16 protein-coding genes and 3 tRNA genes are annotated in these 15,390 nt (G+C 38.5%); 11 read left to right on the top strand and 8 right to left on the bottom strand.

What is annotated here, in order from left to right; genetic code table 11:
• Positions 1 to 75: 75 nt before the first annotated feature.
• Positions 76 to 678 carry a hypothetical protein gene (locus AC6H0J_RS01710; RefSeq protein ID WP_046953238.1) on the top strand — a complete coding sequence of 201 codons (603 nt, stop codon included), beginning with the start codon at positions 76 to 78 and terminating at the stop codon, positions 676 to 678.
• Positions 679 to 763: 85 nt separating this feature from the next.
• On the opposite strand, the gene rpmE is transcribed toward AC6H0J_RS01710, so the two are convergent.
• Positions 764 to 976, bottom strand: a complete 213-nt coding sequence (gene rpmE, locus AC6H0J_RS01705) for a 50S ribosomal protein L31 (protein ID WP_005625828.1) — start codon at positions 974 to 976, stop codon at positions 764 to 766.
• Positions 977 to 1,151: 175 nt separating this feature from the next.
• Between rpmE and mutY the strand changes: the two genes are divergently transcribed.
• The 5 genes from mutY to AC6H0J_RS01680 all read left to right on the top strand — a co-directional run bounded on the left by mutY (position 1,152) and on the right by AC6H0J_RS01680 (position 4,018).
• On the top strand, positions 1,152 to 2,288 hold the full coding sequence (gene mutY, locus AC6H0J_RS01700; RefSeq protein ID WP_046953237.1) for an A/G-specific adenine glycosylase: 1,137 nt from the start codon (positions 1,152 to 1,154) through the stop codon (positions 2,286 to 2,288).
• Positions 2,266 to 2,538 carry an oxidative damage protection protein gene (locus tag AC6H0J_RS01695; protein ID WP_005625838.1) on the top strand — a complete coding sequence of 91 codons (273 nt, stop codon included), beginning with the start codon at positions 2,266 to 2,268 and terminating at the stop codon, positions 2,536 to 2,538. Before mutY ends, AC6H0J_RS01695 begins: the two co-directional genes overlap by 23 nt.
• Before the next feature lie 14 nt (positions 2,539 to 2,552).
• On the top strand, positions 2,553 to 3,629 hold the full coding sequence (gene mltC / locus AC6H0J_RS01690) for a membrane-bound lytic murein transglycosylase MltC (RefSeq protein WP_032826606.1): 1,077 nt from the start codon (positions 2,553 to 2,555) through the stop codon (positions 3,627 to 3,629).
• A 235-nt stretch (positions 3,630 to 3,864) separates the two neighbouring features.
• A tRNA-Phe gene (locus AC6H0J_RS01685) sits at positions 3,865 to 3,940 on the top strand.
• Positions 3,941 to 3,942: 2 nt separating this feature from the next.
• A tRNA-Asn gene (locus AC6H0J_RS01680) sits at positions 3,943 to 4,018 on the top strand.
• Positions 4,019 to 4,495: 477 nt separating this feature from the next.
• Here AC6H0J_RS01680 and AC6H0J_RS01675 read toward each other — a convergent pair.
• The 7 genes from AC6H0J_RS01675 to AC6H0J_RS01645 all read right to left on the bottom strand — a co-directional run bounded on the left by AC6H0J_RS01675 (position 4,496) and on the right by AC6H0J_RS01645 (position 11,709).
• A tRNA-Leu gene (locus tag AC6H0J_RS01675) sits at positions 4,496 to 4,581 on the bottom strand.
• Between the two features lie 25 nt (positions 4,582 to 4,606).
• Complete coding sequence (gene secG, locus AC6H0J_RS01670; protein ID WP_005691381.1) at positions 4,607 to 4,948, bottom strand: preprotein translocase subunit SecG; 342 nt, start codon at positions 4,946 to 4,948, stop codon at positions 4,607 to 4,609.
• A gap of 108 nt (positions 4,949 to 5,056) precedes the next feature.
• Positions 5,057 to 7,012, bottom strand: coding sequence for a DNA topoisomerase III (locus tag AC6H0J_RS01665; protein WP_497512740.1), 1,956 nt, complete (start codon positions 7,010 to 7,012; stop codon positions 5,057 to 5,059).
• A 15-nt stretch (positions 7,013 to 7,027) separates the two neighbouring features.
• Positions 7,028 to 7,630: a recombination mediator RecR gene (recR, locus tag AC6H0J_RS01660; RefSeq protein WP_005626527.1), complete on the bottom strand. Its 603-nt coding sequence runs from the start codon at positions 7,628 to 7,630 to the stop codon at positions 7,028 to 7,030.
• 62 nt (positions 7,631 to 7,692) lie between these two features.
• A complete protein-coding gene (locus AC6H0J_RS01655; protein WP_005629464.1) occupies positions 7,693 to 8,022 on the bottom strand; it encodes a YbaB/EbfC family nucleoid-associated protein in 330 nt (109 codons plus the stop codon).
• A 167-nt stretch (positions 8,023 to 8,189) separates the two neighbouring features.
• Positions 8,190 to 9,035: a 23S rRNA (adenine(2030)-N(6))-methyltransferase RlmJ gene (locus AC6H0J_RS01650; protein WP_497512739.1), complete on the bottom strand. Its 846-nt coding sequence runs from the start codon at positions 9,033 to 9,035 to the stop codon at positions 8,190 to 8,192.
• Positions 9,036 to 9,108: 73 nt separating this feature from the next.
• Entirely contained in the window at positions 9,109 to 11,709 is a 2,601-nt protein-coding gene (locus tag AC6H0J_RS01645; protein ID WP_497512738.1) for a penicillin-binding protein 1A, read from the bottom strand.
• Positions 11,710 to 11,807: 98 nt separating this feature from the next.
• On the opposite strand from AC6H0J_RS01645, the gene AC6H0J_RS01640 reads away from it, so the two are divergent.
• Genes AC6H0J_RS01640 through AC6H0J_RS01620 form a run of 5 tightly spaced genes read left to right on the top strand, consistent with a single transcriptional unit; the run spans position 11,808 to position 15,387 of the window.
• On the top strand, positions 11,808 to 12,605 hold the full coding sequence (locus tag AC6H0J_RS01640) for a competence protein ComA (protein WP_497512737.1): 798 nt from the start codon (positions 11,808 to 11,810) through the stop codon (positions 12,603 to 12,605).
• Positions 12,606 to 13,112: a competence protein B gene (locus AC6H0J_RS01635; RefSeq protein ID WP_497512736.1), complete on the top strand. Its 507-nt coding sequence runs from the start codon at positions 12,606 to 12,608 to the stop codon at positions 13,110 to 13,112.
• Positions 13,109 to 13,630: a competence protein ComC gene (gene comC, locus AC6H0J_RS01630; RefSeq protein WP_497512735.1), complete on the top strand. Its 522-nt coding sequence runs from the start codon at positions 13,109 to 13,111 to the stop codon at positions 13,628 to 13,630. The genes AC6H0J_RS01635 and comC overlap by 4 nt, the downstream gene beginning before the upstream one ends.
• Positions 13,627 to 14,040, top strand: a complete 414-nt coding sequence (locus tag AC6H0J_RS01625; RefSeq protein ID WP_118785463.1) for a competence protein — start codon at positions 13,627 to 13,629, stop codon at positions 14,038 to 14,040. Before comC ends, AC6H0J_RS01625 begins: the two co-directional genes overlap by 4 nt.
• A 9-nt stretch (positions 14,041 to 14,049) precedes the next feature.
• Positions 14,050 to 15,387, top strand: a complete 1,338-nt coding sequence (locus AC6H0J_RS01620) for a type IV pilus secretin PilQ family protein (protein ID WP_497512734.1) — start codon at positions 14,050 to 14,052, stop codon at positions 15,385 to 15,387.
• Positions 15,388 to 15,390: the final 3 nt, after the last annotated feature.

Raw genomic sequence — 15,390 nt, 5'->3', positions numbered from 1 at the left:
TATCGCTTTACTTTTTTAATTTAACATTCAAAGTGCGGTTAATTTTAACCGCACTTTACGTTTAAGGAGACATGAATGAGAAAATTGATAACGTTCATTTTGGTGTGGTTGCCATTTTTTACAACATCAGTTACTGCAGCACCAGTACATAAAAATCAAATAAATAAAAAAATTGTAGTAACCAAATCTTTAGATAAAAAACAACAAACTAAAAAAACAAAAGAAACTAAATTAGTTCTAACCAAGAAAATGAGTACTAAAAATAAAAAACAAGCTGTGAAATTGACAGACAAAAAGCCTAAAGCTTTGGTAAAGGAAATTAGTTCGAAACCTAAGACATCTATTGAGAAAAAACCGACAACAGTTGTTTCAGCAAAACATAAAAAAGCTATAAAGGAGAAATCAGTTTATAAGCCCGTGATCGTACCACAGTGTAATGATTTTTCTGTGTCAAAAGTGCTATCTGATGCATTTAAGCAGCAAGGCGATTCAACCAAAACCAGCATGATGGTGAAACAAATTCTTCAAGCAAGAGAAACGCAATTTTATCCACAAAAAGGCATTCGAAGCTGCCATGCTTTAGTAGTGACGGATGGAAAAAGTTATCAAACAGATTACAGCATTATTTTGAATGATAAAGGCTTTTTCGTTCAGGTTGAGAATGCGATGAGTTTGTAAACTAGTTTGTTGAAATGAGCAACATTTTATCTTATTGATAAAACAAAACCCCGCAAATTGGCGGGGTTTTTTAAACAAGTCCAAATTATTTTGTGCTTGGAATTTTGAAACGGCTGTTGAAACGCTCAACACGACCACCAGTATCAACAACACGTTGTTTACCAGTGTAGAATGGGTGGCAGTTACCACATACATCAAGATTGATGTCTTTACCTAAAGTTGAACGAGTTTTGATCACATTACCACAAGAACAGGTTGCTGTGATTTCTTTATATTCAGGATGAATACCTTGTTTCATAGAAAACCTCAAAATGAAGCCACGCCGCTATAAGAACTTTCTCCTCACACCGCGTGAGTTAATAATACGCCATAATTGGCACCAAATAGATCGCGGATTATACTGAAAAAATACAGATAAACAAGCCCTATTTTCGTGTAAAATCATTCGGATTTTTAATCCGCACTTTTCTTTTATGTTAGCAAAATCTTCAAGTAACGCACCTTTTGCACAATCGGTGCTGAAATGGTATGACAAATTTGGCCGCAAACATTTGCCGTGGCAACAAGATAAAACGCTTTATGGTGTGTGGCTTTCTGAGGTGATGTTACAACAAACACAAGTCGCGACAGTCATTCCTTATTTTGAGCGATTTATTAAAACATTTCCAAATATCACCGCACTTGCCAATGCTTCGCAAGACGAAGTTTTGCATTTATGGTCTGGTTTAGGCTATTACGCTCGGGCGCGTAATTTGCATAAGGCTGCTCAGAAAGTGCGGGATGAATTTAATGGAAATTTCCCAACAAATTTTGACCAGGTTTGGGCGTTACCAGGCGTGGGGCGCTCGACAGCTGGGGCCGTTTTATCTTCCGTATTAAATCAGCCTTATCCAATTTTAGACGGCAACGTAAAGCGAGTGTTAGCTCGCTATTTTACTGTTGAAGGGTGGCCTGGTGAGAAAAAAGTAGAAAATCATTTGTGGACGTTGACGGAACAGGTTACACCCATAGATCGTGTGGCGGATTTTAATCAAGCTATGATGGATATTGGCGCGATGGTATGTACGCGAACCAAACCAAAATGTGAGCTTTGCCCATTAAATTTGGAGTGCTTAGCTTATCAAAATCATAGTTGGGAAACGTTTCCTGCCAAAAAGCCTAAAAAAGATATGCCTGAAAAAGACACTTATTTTTTGATTTTATCTAAAAATGGCAAAGTGTGCTTAGAGCAGCGAGAAAACTCGGGGTTATGGGGCGGATTATTTTGTTTTCCACAATTTGAAGATAAAGCTTCGTTACTTAATTTTTTAGCGCAAGAAAAAGTCAGCTATTATCAAGAATGGCCAGCTTTTCGTCATACCTTTAGCCATTTTCATTTAGATATCCATCCTATTTATGCAGAAATGGACGGTGGAATTAATATTGAGCAAGTGAATTTAGATTGGCGCAAAATCATGGAAAGCCCAAAAGAATATCAATCAAATCTATCAAGTGTGGTCAAATATTGGTATGATCCGCAAAATCCTGAACAGATCGGGCTGGCTCAGCCTGTGAAGAATCTTTTAATACAATTTGCAAGGAATTATTATGGCAAGAATGGTCTTTTGTGAGTATCTCAAACAAGAAGCGGAAGGTTTAGATTTCCAACTTTATCCTGGAGAATTAGGTAAACGAATTTTTGATTCAGTGAGTAAGAAAGCTTGGGGTGAATGGATTAAGAAACAGACGATGCTAGTGAATGAGAAAAAACTCAATATGATGAATGCGGAACACCGTAAATTGTTAGAACAAGAAATGGTAAATTTTTTGTTTGAAGGTAAAGATGTTCATATTGAAGGTTATGTTCCTCCATCAAATTAATTGGCTGTTATACAATGAAAAAGTATTTAGTATTAGCATTATTACCGCTTTTGTATGCTTGTAGCGATTCGTTGAATCGTGGAGGCATGAATTATGATGAGTCCTTTGCAAAAGACACGCAAGGCTTAGATATCCTCACAGGGCAATTCTCGCATAATATTGACCGTATTTGGGGCGTAAATGAATTGTTAGTAGCTAGTCGAAAAGATTACGTGAAATATACAGATTCTTTTTATACGCGTAGCCACGTGAGTTTTGATGAAGGTAATATCGTTATTGAAACCCAGCAAGATCTCAATCGATTACACAATGCGATTGTCCATACCTTGTTAATGGGGGCGGATGCAAAAGGTATTGATTTATTTGCATCTGGAGATGTGCCGATTAGCTCTCGCCCATTCCTTTTAGGTCAGGTTGTGGATCATCAAGGGCAACAAATTGCTAATCAAGTTATCGCAAGTAATTTCGCCACTTACTTGATTCAAAATAAATTACAAACTCGTCGATTACAAAACGGGCATACCGTGCAATTTGTTGCGATTCCAATGATTGCAAATCACGTAGAAGTGCGTGCACAGAAATATTTACCATTGGTTCGTAAAGCGGCTGAACGTTATGGCATTGATGAAAGTTTGATCTTAGGTATTATGCAAACAGAATCGAGTTTTAACCCATATGCGATTAGCTATGCAAATGCTATTGGATTAATGCAAGTCGTGCCTCATACTGCAGGTCGAGATGTGTTTGCAATGAAAGGAAAGGGCGGTCAACCATCAACGCGTTATTTATATGATCCTGCGAATAATATTGATGCTGGCGTATCTTATTTATGGATTTTACAAAATCAATATTTAGATGGAATTACGAATCCAACCTCAAAACGTTTTGCAATGATTTCTGCTTATAATAGCGGTGCGGGTGCTGTATTACGTGTTTTTGATAATGATAAGGATATGGCGATTTACAAAATAAACCAAATGTATCCAGAGCAAGTTTATCGAATTCTAACGACGGCTCACCCATCATCACAGGCTCGCAATTATTTGTTGAAAGTTGATAAGGCACAGAAAAAATTCCGTGTCAGACGATAATTGAATTTTTTCAGATAATCAAAAATGCTCGTTGGGAAATGCCATCGAGCATTTTTTATAATAAGTGCGGTTTATTTTGAAATAATTTTATTATTTCGTTGTTTTAATAAACATATTGATGATTAACTATTCAAACGCAACGTTTTTTTGTATTTTTTTAAATTTAGGTGTTGACCGAATCCCGAAAAAATAGTTTAATACGCTCCGTTGTCAGGCAGTAGCCAATAATGATAACGCCTCGATAGCTCAGTCGGTAGAGCAGGGGATTGAAAATCCCCGTGTCGGTGGTTCGATTCCGCCTCGAGGCACCATTTCCTCCTTAGTTCAGTCGGTAGAACGGTGGACTGTTAATCCATATGTCGCAGGTTCGAGTCCCGCAGGAGGAGCCAAATTCAGAAAAGCCGCTAAAGAATTTTAGCGGCTTTTTGCTATCTCTTATTCCAGCACATAAATTATTTCCCTGTTTAAAACAGAAGTTATTAAGCATCAGAATTAATTCTCTTTCTTCCTATCCTTTTTTCTTTATCTTCTTTCTTTTGTATTTACATTGATGAGCTGAATTAATAAAGAAAAACATTCATATGGACCTTGTGTACATTTATAAGGATTAGATCTTGTTATAGAAGGGATAATTTCTTTGATATGTTGTATAGCTTGTAATAATGAAATAAGGCCTTTAGATGGCATTCAAGGAAAACTCTTTGCTATATCTAATAATCAGGTTTTATCTTCTATAGTTTGTTGTTTTTGATATTGAATCCTGGAGATCGTATTGTGATGGAATATGAGAAGGGAAATAAGATAAATCCAATAATAGTAGATAAAACAAAACCCCGCGATTAGTCGCGGGGTTACGTTCAGTCAAATGGTGCTCTGGGCGAGACTTGAACTCGCACGACCTATGGTCACTACCCCCTCAAGATAGCGTGTCTACCAATTCCACCACCAGAGCGTTAATTTTTTATGCTAATCCTATTTTATTGTGGGATGTCGCTATTTTTATTGTCTTTCGCTGGAGCTGCTTGTTGTTGCTGAACTTGCTCTGCAGCTTGTGATAAATCGTCAAAAGCACCTTTTTGAATATTGCCTTTATGTGAATTCATGTTACCTAAAACAAGAGCAATAACAAAAAATGCGGTTGCTAAAATCGCGCTAGTACGTGTTAAAAAGTTACCTGCACCAGCAGAGCCAAACATTGTACCTGATGCGCCACCACCAAAAGATGCGCCAGCGTTCGCTCCTTTACCTTGTTGAACGAGAATAAACCCGATCAAGGCAATCGCGACAACAACATAAATAAATAAAAGAACTTGATACATTTTTTCTCTCTAATTTGCAATTTTGCAAGAAAACTGGTCGTGAATGTTATAGAAAATTCAATTTTCTCGCAAGTGCTTTGCATAAAAAAAATATTAATTGGTTTAACTTTAATCAGTTTCACCGTTTGATTTACTCGATTTTTTTACCGCACTTTTAGGTTTCACTCTATCGGATTTAATCATTTTAATGCGGCTTAATTGTCTTAATGCATTAAGATCTACAAAACGGACTAAATCAGGCAACATTTGATTCAAGTTATGCATAAATTGCTGATAGGTTGCTTGTTTTTGACTAATGTCTGTGAGTTGCGATTCCCAATGGGCCGTCATATCTGGTTGGGTGGCAATATTTGGTAATGCCTGAATTAAAATTCTCCCAGTTTCTGTGCTATGAATATTTCGCCCTTTTTTCGTTAAAAAACCGCGTTTAAAAAGTAATTCAATGATGCCAGCGCGAGTAGCCTCTGTACCCAATCCATCCGTTTCTCGCAGAATTTTTTTGAGTTCTTTATCCTGTACAAATCGCGCAATCCCCGTCATTGCAGAAAGCAAGGTTGCATCCGTGAAAGGTTTTGGCGGCTGAGTTTTTTTACTGATCACTTCTCCGCGTTCACAATGCAAAATTTGTCCTTTCTTTGCTATTGGTAATAAGGGGTCTTGATTTTCTGCGTCGTCTTCTTTGCCTAACAATTCTTTCCATCCAGCTGTTTGTAAATTTCGCGCTTGAGCTATAAAAGTACCGCCGGCGATATTTAATGTGATTTTGCTTTTACGATATTCTGCGTCAGGACAAAATTGCATTAAATATTGGCGAGCGATAAGGCTGTAAATATTACGTTCTTCTTGTGTTAGATTTACTGGGCGATTTTTGGCAGTCGGAATGATTGCATGGTGAGCTTCTACTTTTTTATCATTCCAACAGCGATTTCTCTGTTCAGTTGAAATGACATTTGGTAAGCGTTGATAAGCTTCACAATGGATTGAAATTGCATTTAATACGTTATGGCGTTCGGCAAAATGTTCTTCGGGTAAATAGCGACAATCAGAACGTGGATAAGTAATCAAACGATGAGTTTCATATAGGCGTTGGCACGTATCTAATACGGCTTGAGCAGACATACCGAATCGCTTCGCTGCATCAATTTGTAACGCAGAAAGGGAATAAGGCAAGGGCGCCGTTTCTTTTTCACGAACGTCTTTGTATTCGGTGACTTCTGCTGGTTGATTTGTAATACGTTTTACAACGTTTTCTGCTAATCCTTTAGATAGCACTCTGCCGTCATCATCTTGGTAATCTTCACAAGCTTTGCTTGGTTGCCATAAGGCACTAAAAAGTGCGGTTGATTTCTCCTGAGTTTTTTCTTCTTTATTCTCTGGATTAATCCAAGCTACTACTTCAAAAAAGTCTTTGGGTTGGAAATGTTCAATTTCCAAATCTCGACGTACAATTAAGCCTAGCACTGGGGTTTGCACTCGGCCAACAGACAGCACGCCATCATAGCCAGTTTGTCTACCACGAATGGTATAGGCTCTTGTCATATTAATGCCATAAAGCCAATCGGCGCGAGCTCGTGCGAGAGCGGATGTGGCAAGAGGAATAAAGTTACGGTTGGGTTGTAATTTTTTAACCGCTTTTTCTACCGCACTTGGATTTAGGTCGCTAATCAAACAGCGTAAAATTTTATCGCGTTTTTCGGCGGATAAATTGGCATAACTGAACACTTCATCTACAAGTAATTGTCCTTCTCTATCAGGGTCTCCTGCATTAACAAGTGTATCAGCTTGATGGATTAGTTTTTCTACCACAGAAAGTTGTTTTTTAACTTCTTTTCGCGGTAAAAGTTTCCATTTTTCAGGAATGATAGGTAGGTGTTCTAAACGCCATTGTTTGAATTTAGGATCATAGGCATCGGGTTCTGCTTGCTCGAGCAAATGCCCTACACACCAAGTTACCACATCATTATCGCCACATTGAATAAAACCATCCCCACGTTGATGGGGTTTTGGGAGCACATCAGCAATAGCGCGAGCTAAGCTTGGTTTTTCGGCGATAAATAAACGCATAATGGTATGAGAAGATTAGTCGATTTGACGACGACCAAGAAAAGAGTGAGTAAGCGTTGTGCCGTCCACAGTTTCCAGTTCGCCTCCGACTGGAATGCCATGAGCGATACGACTCACTTTGATATTGTGCTGGCGGCACATTTCAGCGATGTAGTTTGCTGTTGCATCGCCTTCCACTGTTGGGTTTGTCGCAAGAATTACCTCATGGAAAGATTCTTCTACTAAACGTTTTTGCAGTAAATCTAAGCCAATTTCACGAGGTCCAATACCATCAAGTGGTGATAAGTGTCCCATTAAAACAAAATAACGTCCTGAAAATTGCCCCGTTTGCTCAATCGCTTGAATATCTGCTGGCATTTCAACGACACAAAGCAAACCTGAATTTTGACGGCGTGGATTGTTGCAAATGTTGCAAGTGTCTTCTTCCGTAAAGTCTCGACATTGTGAACAATGGCCAATTTTAGACATAGCTTCTGTGAGTGCTCGAGCTAAATTCATTCCACCGCTACGATTACGCTGTAAAAGATGATAAGCCATACGTTGCGCAGATTTAGGCCCTACGCCTGGAAGACAACGCAAGTTTTCAATAAGGTGTTCTAAAAGTGGGCTGCTTTGCATAGTGATTTAATGAGAGGCAAATGAGAGATGACGCGTGAATCTTATATTCACGCGCCCAATAATTAAAACGGAAACTTCATTCCTGGAGGTAATGGCATTCCAGCAGTAACCGATGCCATTTTTTCTTTTTGTAATTCTTCTGCACGACGTACCGCATCGTTAAAAGCAGCTGCGATTAAATCTTCTAACATTTCTTTATCGTCTTCCATTAAAGACGGATCAATGTCAATGCGACGGCAGTTATGTGCACCATTAATTGTGATTTTCACTAAACCTGCACCAGATTCACCCGTTACTTCTAGTTGCGCGATTTCTTCCTGCATTTTTTGCATTTTTTCTTGCATTTGTTGGGCTTGTTTCATTAAGCCGCCTAAACCGCCTTTTCCAAACATAATGTTATCCTTTATTAAGTCAAAATTGCGTGCATTCTAGCGAAAAAATGGGCTTTTGGGAACAGTGGGGTTAATGATTTGGGGTATTTAAAATCTCAGAAAATTTCACCGCACTTTTGAAGTAAAGTGCGGTGAAATTTAGTAGGGTTTAGAATGGGAAGAGATGGTTATTCTGGTGTAATCCATTCGACAATCCAGCTTCCTGTACCTTCTGGAACTAATGTTTTTGTGAGATAAGGCAAAATTTCTTTCATTTGGGTTTCTAATGTCCAAGGTGGATTAATTACCACCATACCGCTTGCTGTCATGCCTCGTTGATCGCTATCAGGGCGAACGGCGAGTTCAATTTTTAGAATTTTTCTAATCCCTGTTGCTTCTAAGCCCTTAAAAATACGTTTAGTTTGTTGGCGTAATACAACGGGATACCAAATCGCATAAGTGCCAGTAGCAAAACGCTTATAGCCTTCTTCAATGGCTTTGACGACAAGATCATAATCTTCTTTTAATTCATAAGGTGGATCAATTAACACCAAGCCACGGCGTTCTTTTGGCGGTAGCGTTGCTTTGACTTGTTGAAAGCCATTGTCACATTTCACGGTGACATTTTTGTAGTCACTAAAATTATTGCGAAGTATTGGATAATCGCTAGGATGAAGCTCGGTCAATAGTGCGCGATCTTGTGGGCGCAACAATTCCGCGGCAATTAACGGTGAGCCAGCGTAATAACGTAGTTCTTTACCACCATAATTGAGTTTTTTGATCATTTTTACATAACGAGCAACATCTTCGGGTAAGTCTGTTTGATCCCACAAGCGTCCAATACCTTCTTTATATTCCTCCGTTTTTTCTGATTCGTTTGAGGATAAACGATAACGACCCACACCAGAGTGCGTATCCAAATAAAAAAAGCCTTTTTCTTTAAGTTTAAGGTTTTCCAAAATAAGCATTAAGACGATATGTTTTAAGACATCAGCATGATTGCCCGCATGGAATGAGTGACGATAACTCAGCATAATATATCCTTTGTTTAATAACGAAGGCGAGCCAATTGACTCGCCTGATTATGCACTTAAAGTGCGGTCATTTTTAGAAGAGTTCTTCTGGTTGTGCAGCAGGCGTTGGCGTATTACCTTCATTATTTAAGCGTTGCTGTAACTCTGTAGGAACATAATAACCACGCTCTTGCATTTCCGAAAGATAGGTGCGTGTCGGTTCAGTACCTACAATAAAGTATTCTTTTCGTCCACCAGATGGAGAAAGCAAACCTGTCATAGTATCAATACTTTTTTCCATAATTTTTGGTGGTAATGGTAATTTACGTTCTGGTTTGTCGCTCAATGCAGTTTTCATGTAAGCGACCCAAGCTGGCATTGCAGTTTTTGCACCTGCTTCTCCACGCCCAAGTACACGTTTGTTATCATCAAACCCGACATAAGTTGTGGTTACTAAGTTTGCACCAAATCCCGCATACCAAGCCACTTTTGAACTGTTGGTAGTACCTGTTTTTCCACCTATATCGCTACGTTTAATGGTTTGTGCGATACGCCAGCTAGTTCCTTTCCAGTCTAAACCTTGTTCACCATAAATCGCAGTATTTAAGGCGCTGCGGATTAAAAATGCTAACTCACCACTGATTACTCGAGGGGCATATTCAGTTTTAGATGAACCATTTTTTGCATCCGCCATTAAATTAATCGCATCTTCTTTAAGTGCGGTGACATTTGACTGTAATTCTGGCAATTCAGGCACAGTTTCAGGTTGTTGATCAACTTCTTCACCGTTTGTACTGTCATCTGATGGTTTTAAGGCATTTTCGCCTAAAGGAATATTCGCAAAGCCGTTGATTTTATCTTTCGTTTCACCATAAATCACAGGGATATCATTACACTCAATACAAGCAATTTTAGGGTTTGCAACAAATAGATCTTTACCCGTGTTATCTTGAATTTTTTCAATGATATAAGGTTCAATGAGGAAGCCTCCATTATCAAACACCGCATAAGCTCTAGCCATTTCTAATGGTGTGAAAGAGGCTGCGCCAAGCGCTAAGGCTTCACTTGCAAAATATTGATCACGTTTAAAGCCAAAACGCTGTAAAAATTCTGCTGTGAAATCAATACCTGCCGTTTGGATAGCGCGAATAGCAATCATATTTTTGGATTGACCTAATCCTACGCGTAACCGCATTGGACCATCGTAACGATCAGGTGAGTTTTTTGGTTGCCACAATTTTTGTCCTGGTTTTTGAATAGAAATTGGGCTGTCTTGTAGTACGCTAGAAAGTGTTAAGCCTTTTTCTAATGCCGCTGCGTAAATAAATGGTTTGATAGAAGAACCCACTTGAACTAAGGATTGTGTCGCACGGTTGAACTTACTTTGTTCATAGCTAAAGCCACCAACAATAGCTTCAATCGCACCATTATCTGAGTTAAGCGATACTAATGCAGAGTTAGCTGCTGGAATTTGTCCTAATTGCCATTCACCATTAGTGCGTTGACGAATCCAAATTTGCTCACCTACTTTTACAGGATTGCTTCTGCCAGTCCAACGCATTGCATTAGTGGATAGTGTCATTTTTTCACCAGATGCTAATAATAGATCAGCCCCACCTTTTGCCATGCCAACCACAGCCGCCGGAATAAATGGTTCAGAATCTGGCAATTTACGTAAAAATGCTAGAATACGTTCATCATCCCAAGCCGCTTCATTTTTTTGCCATAAAGGCGCACCACCACGATACCCACGACGCATATCGTAATCAATTAAGTTGTTACGTACGGCTTTTTGGGCTTCAGCTTGGTCTTTTGAAAGTACAGTGGTAAATACTTTATAACCACTGGTGTAGGCATTTTCTTCACCAAAACGGCGAACCATTTCTTGGCGTACCATTTCAGTGACATAATCAGCACGAAATTCAAATTTTGCACCATGATAACTCGCGACAATAGGCTCTTTTAATGCAGCATCATATTCTTCTTTGCTGATGTATTTTTCATCCAACATTCGGCTTAGCACCACATTGCGGCGTTCTTCTGAACGTTTTAAAGAATAAAGTGGGTTCATGGTTGAAGGTGCTTTTGGTAAACCTGCGATAATGGCCATTTCCGATAACGTCAATTCATTTAATGATTTACCGAAATAGGTTTGTGCAGCAGCTGCAACACCATAAGAACGATAGCCTAAAAAGATTTTGTTTAAATAAAGCTCTAAGATTTCTTGTTTAGTGAGGGTATTTTCAATTTCTACCGCAAGCACGGCTTCACGAGCTTTACGAATAATAGTTTTTTCTGGGGTTAAGAAAAAGTTACGCGCTAATTGTTGGGTGATCGTACTTGCACCTTGTGATGCCCCACCATTATTCACTGCAACAAATAACGCACGGGCAATGCCGATAGGGTCTAATCCGTGATGATCGTAAAAGCGGCTATCTTCTGTCGCTAAAAATGCATCAATTAAGCGTTGTGGCACATCTGCTAATTTCACTGGAATACGTCGTTGCTCACCCACTTCACCAATTAATTTACCGTCGGCCGTATAAATCTGCATTGGCTGTTGTAATTCAACGGTTTTTAATGCTTCTACTGAGGGCAATTCCGATTTTAGGTGGAAATACAGCATTCCGCCTGCGACTAAACCTAAAATACATAAAGTTAATAAGGTGCTAAATATTAATTTTGCGATCCGCATCGTAAAATTCTCGCTTCGTTAATGAATATTCTTGTCAAGAGACCTATGATTTAGCTGCTAAGTATAAAAGATTCAGCCTTTAAAGAATAGGAAAGAATATGCAATTCTCCCGGAAAAATCACCGCACTTTACAAATTGGTATTCACCGTAAACAAGGTAATTTTGATTTTGTGTGGCTTGATGAACTTGAACAGCCACAATGTTATCAAGCCTCTATCAATGATAGCGATTTAAAAAATCGTTTTTTGCGATATTTAAAAACACAATTTCAAGGGAAAACCTTTTCTTTGCGGTTTGTGGCAAGTATTTCTGCTCACTTGACTTGGTCGAAAGTATTAATGTTGCCACAAGTGTTAAATGCACAAGAATGTCATCAACAATGTAAATTTGTGATTGAGAAAGAGTTGCCCATTCCTTTAGAGGAATTGTGGTTTGATTATATTTCTACTCCCTTAAAGCAAGGTTTTCGTTTAGAGATTACAGCAATTCGAGAGGTGAGTGCTCAAACTTATTTGCAAAATTTTCAACCATTTAAAATTAATGTGTTAGATGTTGTTCCTCATAGCATCTTGCGTGCATTTCAGTATTTGTTGAATGAACAAGTGCGGTCAGAAAATACCTTATTTTTATTTCAAGAAGATGACTATTGTTTGGCGATTTGTGAAAGAGCGCAGCAATCGCAAATTTTACAATCTCACGAAAATTTGATCGCACTTTATGAGCAATTTACCGAACGTTTTGAGGGGCAATTTGAACAAGTTTTTGTTTATCAAATTCCTTCAAGTTATACGCTATTACCAGAACACTGGCATCGAATAGAAATGGATTTACCTTTTATCGCACTTGGTAACGCACTATGGCAAAAAGATTTACATCAACAAAAAGTGAGTAGCTAAATGTCAATGAATTTATTGCCTTGGCGTATTTATCAACATCAAAAGCGCTTACGTCGTTTAGCTTTTTATATCGCTTTATTTATCTTGCTTGCTATCAATTTAATGTTGGCTTTTAGTAATTTGATTGAACAACAGAAACAAAATTTGCAGGCACAGCAAAAGTCGTTTGAACAACTTAATCAACAGCTTCATAAAACTACCATGCAAATTGATCAGTTACGTAGTGCGGTGAAAGTTGGTGAAGTTTTACAACCTCTCACGAATGAGCAAGTTCAAAATAGTTTGCAACGATTAAGTGAATTGCCTCTTCAGACAGGCGAATTAAACCGATTTAAACAAGATGCCCATAACTTAAGTTTGGAAGGTCGAGCGCAAGACCAGATGGAATTTGAGTCGGTACATCAATTTTTAAAGCAACATTTCCCCAATGTGAAATTAAGTCAAGTTCAGCCTGAACAACATACATTGTTTTTTCGCTTTAATGTGGAACAAGGGGAGGAAAAGTGAAAGCCTTTTTTAACGATCCTTTTAGTCCTTTTGGAAAATGGCTGAGTCAGCCTTTTTATGTGCACGGTTTAACTTTTTTATTGTTATTAAGTGCGGTGATTTTTCGCCCCGTTTTAGATTATATAGAGGGGAGCTCACGTTTCCATGAAATTGAAAATGAGTTAGCGGTGAAACGTTCAGAATTGTTGCATCAACAGAAAATTTTAACTTCTTTACAGCAGCAGTCGGAAAGTCGAAAACTTTCTCCAGAACTGGCTGCACAAATTATGCCTTTGAATAAACAAATTCAACGTTTAGCTGCGCGTAACGGTTTATCTCAGAATTTACGTTGGGAAATGGGGCAACAGCCTATTTTGCATTTACAGCTTGTAGGTCATTTTGAAAAAACGAAGACATTTTTAACCGCACTTTTGGCTAATACGTCACAGCTTTTTGTAAGCCGGTTGCAATTTATGAAACCCGAAGACAGCCCATTGCAAACCGAGATCATTTTTCAGCTAGATAAGGAGACAAAATGAAACATTGGTTTTTCCTGATTATATTATTTTTTATGAATTGTAGTTGGGGACAAGATCCTTTCGATAAAACACAGCGTAACAGTTCTCAGTTTGATAACGCACAACCAGTACTCGAGCAGACAGAAATAATTTCCTCAGATGTACCTAATAATCTATGTGGAGCGGATGAAAATCGCCAAGCGGCTGAGATTCCTTTGAACGCTTTAAAATTGGTGGGTGTAGTGATTTCTAAAGATAAAGCCTTGGCGTTATTGCTGGATCAGAATTTGCAAATTTACAGCGTTTTAGAGGGCGTTGATGTGGCTAAAGAGGGCTATCTAGTGGAAAAAATTCATCAAAATAAAGTGCAATTTATGCGTAAGCTCGGTGAGCAATGTGATAGCACCGAACAGAAAGAATTAAGTTTTTAAAGGAAGATTATGAAGAAATGTCTTTTAAAGTGCGGTTATTTTTTAGTGTGTTTTTGTTTGCCATTAATCGTTTTTGCTAATCCTAAAAAAGATAACGAACGTTTTTTTATTCGTTTATCTCAAGCGCCTTTAGCCCAAACACTGGAGCAATTAGCTTTTCAACATGATGTCAATTTAGTGATGGATGAGACGTTAGAAGGCAATATTTCTTTGAAATTAGATAATATTGATATGCCCCGTTTGCTACAAATAGTAGCTAAAAGTAAGAAGCTTACTTTGAATAAAGATGAGGGTATTTACTATCTGAATGGAGGGCAATCAAGCAAAGGTCAAGTTGCAGGAAATCTTACTACAAATGAACCGCACTTAGTGAGTCACACGGTAAAACTCCATTTTGCTAAAGCCTCTGAATTAATGAAATCCTTAACGACAGGAAGTGGCTCTTTGCTTTCTCCTGCTGGGAGCATTACCTTTGATGATCGCAGTAATTTACTGGTTATTCAGGATGAGCCTCGTTCAGTGCAAAACATAAAAAAACTAATTTCTGAAATGGATAAACCTATTGAGCAGATCGCTATTGAAGCACGTATTGTGACAATTACGGATGAGAGTTTGAAAGAACTTGGTGTTCGGTGGGGGATTTTTAATCTAACGGAAAATGCGGGGCGTGTAGCGGGTAGCTTAGCCGGCAATGGCTTTGAAAATATTACGGATAATCTTAATGTGAATTTTGCGACAACGACGACACCTGCTGGATCAATAGCATTACAAGTCGCGAAAATTAATGGGCGATTGCTCGATTTAGAATTGAGCGCTTTAGAGCGTGAAAATAATGTGGAAATTATCGCAAGTCCTCGCTTACTCACTACGAATAAGAAAAGTGCGAGCATTAAACAGGGTACAGAAATTCCTTATGTTGTGAGTAATACTCGTAACGATACGCAATCTGTCGAATTTCGCGAAGCGGTGCTAGGTTTGGAAGTAACGCCACATATTTCTAAAGATAACAATATTTTGCTTGATTTATTAGTGAGCCAAAATTCACCAGGTTCTCGTGTCGCTTATGGACAAAACGAGGTGGTTTCTATTGATAAGCAAGAAATTAATACTCAGGTTTTTGCCAAAGATGGGGAAACCATTGTACTTGGCGGTGTGTTCCACGATACGATCACAAAAAGCGAAGATAAAGTACCAGTACTTGGCGATATACCTGGCATTAAACGATTGTTTAGTAAAGAAAGTGAACGACATCAAAAACGTGAGCTCGTGATTTTCGTGACGCCGCATATTTTAAAAGCTGGAGAAACGTTAGATGCGTTGAAACAAAAAAGTGCGGGCAAAAAATAACTT

This window comes from Haemophilus sp. THUN1691, assembly GCF_059704425.1.
Note: the sequence above shows the minus strand (reverse complement) of the source record. Positions and strands in the feature narration are given on the sequence as shown.